This is a genomic window from Hydrocoleum sp. CS-953 (assembly GCF_002260545.1).
Classification (GTDB): Bacteria; Cyanobacteriota; Cyanobacteriia; order Cyanobacteriales; family Microcoleaceae; genus Trichodesmium.
Genome location: NZ_LGSU01000438.1, coordinates 1 through 3,117 on the forward strand (window position 1 = coordinate 1; position 3,117 = coordinate 3,117).

Annotated in this window: 2 protein-coding genes and 1 pseudogene; 1 reads left to right on the forward strand and 2 read right to left on the reverse strand. The window is 34.8% G+C overall.

What is annotated here, in order from left to right:
- Positions 1-12 precede the first annotated feature (12 nt).
- Both AFK68_RS04355 and AFK68_RS44175 read right to left on the reverse strand, forming a co-directional pair.
- Positions 13-375, reverse strand: a 363-nt coding sequence (locus tag AFK68_RS04355) for a pentapeptide repeat-containing protein (RefSeq protein ID WP_210407221.1), incomplete at its 5' end; no start/stop codon positions are given.
- A gap of 1 nt (position 376) precedes the next feature.
- A pseudogene (locus tag AFK68_RS44175) lies at positions 377-1,075 on the reverse strand (pentapeptide repeat-containing protein); the annotation flags it as partial.
- A gap of 1,252 nt (positions 1,076-2,327) precedes the next feature.
- Here AFK68_RS44175 and AFK68_RS04375 point away from each other — a divergent pair.
- Complete coding sequence (locus AFK68_RS04375) at positions 2,328-2,741, forward strand: GPW/gp25 family protein (protein WP_094671747.1); 414 nt, start codon at positions 2,328-2,330, stop codon at positions 2,739-2,741.
- Positions 2,742-3,117: the final 376 nt, after the last annotated feature.

Below are 3,117 nucleotides of genomic sequence, written 5' to 3' on the forward strand. Positions count from 1 at the left end.
TCCCCATGCTCCCTACTCCCTAATCCCTCGTTTCTGGAGATGTCTATTGTAAATTCTAGGAAGTCCCTTAACATCTGTAAAATTAACATTCTCTATAACAACTTTATTTAAGTTAATTCCTTTTAAGTTTGCATGACTGAAGTTGGCATAGTTAACATTTGCATGACTCAAATCTACATAACTTAAATTCGCATGGCTTAAATTTGCATAACTAAGGTCAGTATATCCTAAATCGGCATAACTCAATTCTGCATGACTTAAATTCGCAACAAATAAATTGGCTCGTCGCAGTTTAGCATAGGTCAAATTTGCATTATCTAGTTTGGCTCCCTTAAGATTTGCACCTTCTAAATTGGTTTTTACCAGTTGAGTTTTNACTCAAATCTACATAACTTAAATTCGCATGGCTTAAATTTGCATAACTAAGGTCAGTATATCCTAAATCGGCATAACTCAATTCTGCATGACTTAAATTCGCAACAAATAAATTGGCTCGTCGCAGTTTAGCATAGGTCAAATTTGCATTATCTAGTTTGGCTCCCTTAAGATTTGCACCTTCTAAATTGGTTTTTACCAGTTGAGTTTTGCTGAAGTTAACATTCTCTAAATTAGCACCTGCTAAATTTTGACCGCTTAAGTCCTGTGTCCAAGCTTTTGAATGATTGACAATTTGCCAAACTAGATACCATTTTGGATCGACTAATTCTTCATCTAATTGAGTATTTATGAGGTTAGCTCCTGCTAATTTTGCTTGGCGTAAGTCAGCATTTTGTAGATTTGTATCTCGCAGATCGACATCTCGTAAATCAGCTTTTCGGAGGTCAGCATTCATCAAATTTGCCCCTCTAAGATTTGCTCCTCTGAGTTTTGCTTTCCTTAAATCTACATTCTGAAGAAATAAACCCCGAAGATCTGTGTCTTTCAAATTACAACCACGACATTCTCTTTTTTGCTGTAATTTCTTTACTACTTTAGGAAGTTGGGAGGAGACGGGTATTGCTAAACCCAATACCAGCCACGGAATTATTATAATTAGAGCAATTATTTGCCAAATTTTATCAAGATTCTGTTTCATTAATCAGTTGGAAATTTATAATTTTTATTCTAAAGTTTCGTTGGGTTATTGAACTTTGGATAAATTACCTAACGATGTGCATTGTCAGAAGCTAAATCAGGCTTTAATTAACGAATAACTTAAGATTGTGAAAGAAAACTTTTTACTAAACTACCAAGTTATTTCTAGGGCGATAATTCCCAATTTTTCAGAAAATATATTTATTATATAGCGCTACTTATTAAGGCTCTTGACATTTCTAAATCCTGTTTGCGCAGCATTCCGTCGGAAAACCCTTTGACAGTTTACTATTCCCTATTCCCTATTCCCTAGCGCTATAATTCAATTTTTACAGCCTGTACTTGTTCTGTTAATTGGTCGATCTCTTGTTCTAAATCTTTCCAATTTACAGCTCCCTGAAATGAATTTGGGAAAGATTGTAATTTTTGTTCAAAGTTTAATAACTCTTTTAATAATTCTAGTTTTTGAGTGTTATTATAGGAGCTATTAAGAACTTTATTTTGCATATCCTTTAACTCTAAATCAAGATTTAATCTTTTTTGTTTAACTCGCACTTCTTGTTCGGCTATTTCTATTTTCTGCAGCATAGCTATAAAATTTTCTCGCCATTTATCCAAGGATAAAATTAAATCTTGAATCGTTTTTGATGGTCTAGCACTGCCTTGAGTAACTTCAATAATTCGGCTTAATTGTTCTTGAACTTTCTTTAATGTTTCAATTTGATTAACGGCTGTAGCACGAGGTTCTAACTGTTGTTGAATTTCTACTTGGAAACCATTGCAGTTTTGCCCAATTTTTGTCATTACTTGAGCAACTGATAAAATCGACTCAACTGTCTCTTGGGACAAACGACTATCACCCAGTTCAGTTAGTTCCTCAGTTTGCTTATAAATTGCGTGAAAGTGCTGCGATTTGTCAATTGGATTCATGGCCACTTCCCNGCTGTAGCACGAGGTTCTAACTGTTGTTGAATTTCTACTTGGAAACCATTGCAGTTTTGCCCAATTTTTGTCATTACTTGAGCAACTGATAAAATCGACTCAACTGTCTCTTGGGACAAACGACTATCACCCAGTTCAGTTAGTTCCTCAGTTTGCTTATAAATTGCGTGAAAGTGCTGCGATTTGTCAATTGGATTCATGGCCACTTCCCAAATTTTTAGCTTGAGTTAATAAAAAGACTTTTGCTGACTCTAGATATAGCTTAATATAGTAAGCATTGGTAATTCAATTAATGATAATTAAAGACCAAAATGCCCCTTGTAAATAACAATCAACCTCAAGATTATATCGGATCGGGCATCGCCTTTCCGGGTCAAACCAGTGTTACTGGAGGAGTATTGCTCAGTTCATCCACTCGCAATATTGAAGAGTCTATTTGGATTATCCTCACTACCGATATTGGAGAACGAGTTTACCGTCCTGATTTTGGTTCTCGCCTCTCAGAATTGGTATTTGCACCGCTGAACCGTGAAACCCTTTTACTTCTGCGTCTCTATGTCGAAGAAGCTTTAGAAATGTGGGAACCGCGTATTATCCTTAAAGAAGTCCGAACGAACCCAGATCCGATTAGAGGAATGGTAGAATTAGAAATTATCTATCAACCTAAAAATAGTTTTGAAAGTCGTAGTTTTGTTTATCCATTTTACCTAGAAGCAAGTAGTTAATAAGTAAGCATTCAGCCGTCAGGTATTAGCCATTAGCTTCAGATATATAGGAAGTTAGATGGCAATATTGAAACACTGAAATCCTTGCTTAAGTAAAGTTTAAAGCATATATGAAAACCTTAACTATCCATAGTAAATGTATTTAATGCCTTAATAACAAAAAAGCTGATTGCTGACTGCTAATAGTTGAATGTTTACGTTAATAACCAGAATTAATATCATGTTCGGATAATTACTTACAATAAAGTTTTTGTTTGTAGTTTTGCCCTGGCTCTTACCGAATTATTAATTATTAATTGTTAATTAAATAATTGTGGTTTAAAGCCTCCCCTTTGAAGGGGAAAAAAAGTGCTAGGATATTTCCCAATCTTCAATT